This window comes from Pseudomonas sp. 05T35, from assembly GCF_056396605.1.
This window is the reverse complement of the sequence record NZ_JBFTLU010000814.1, coordinates 1-847: the sequence shown is the minus strand read 5'-3', so window position 1 is coordinate 847 and position 847 is coordinate 1. Positions and strand designations below refer to the sequence as shown.

1 protein-coding gene is annotated in these 847 nt (G+C 56.2%); it reads left to right on the top strand.

The genetic code is table 11. From position 1 onward, the window contains the following. A partial coding sequence (locus tag AC1DH9_RS30025) for an RHS repeat-associated core domain-containing protein (protein WP_477809437.1) occupies nt 1-847 on the top strand: 847 nt, incomplete at both ends.

The window sequence follows — 847 nt, the reverse complement described above, 5'->3', positions numbered from 1 at the left end:
TACGATGCCCTCGGTCGTCGCCTGCACAAGAACTCCAGCGCGCACTACAAACAGCGTCCGGAAGCCGGTTCTCTATGGAATCGCAATGAACATGCGCGCAGACAACGTGAACTCGGTTGCGGCTTTACCTTGTATGGCTGGGATGGCGACAATCTGGCGTGGGAAAGCAGCCCGGCTCAGGCTGACGGTGCCGCCGGCCGCACCGTGCACTATATTTACGAGCCCGGTACTTTTGTCCCGCTGACCCAGGCTCTGCGGCATAAATCTATTCACCTTATGGCTCAGCCGGACTACAGCGGCGACTACAGCCTCGACGACGATCCGTTGTGGAACCACAAGCCGAGTGCACAACCGTTCGATGTGCTGGCCTGGTATCAGTGCGACCATTTGGGTACGCCGCGAGAACTCACCGACCAGAACGGCGACATCGCCTGGAGCGCACAGTACAAAGCATGGGGTGAAATCCGCGAACAGCGCTCGGCGTTGGCGCAGCAGCATGGACTGACCAACTCGATCCGGTTCCAGGGGCAGTACCACGATCATGAGACAGGGCTGCATTACAACCGATACCGGTATTATGATCCAAGGGTTGGGCGGTTTATATCGCAGGATCCGATAAGCTACGATGGAGGTCTGAACCTTTACCAATACACGCCGAATCCAATTGGGTGGGTCGACCCACTGGGATTGGCTCGAATATACAAAGATGCTCCTTATCACGGCACCTCAGATAATGCGGTAAAAAGCCGTGCTCCAACAGACGGCCAAATTGCGCTGAACAACTCTGTCCAGGTTAAGCCGTGCTCCAACAGACGGCCAAATTGCGCTGAACAACTCTGTCCAGGTT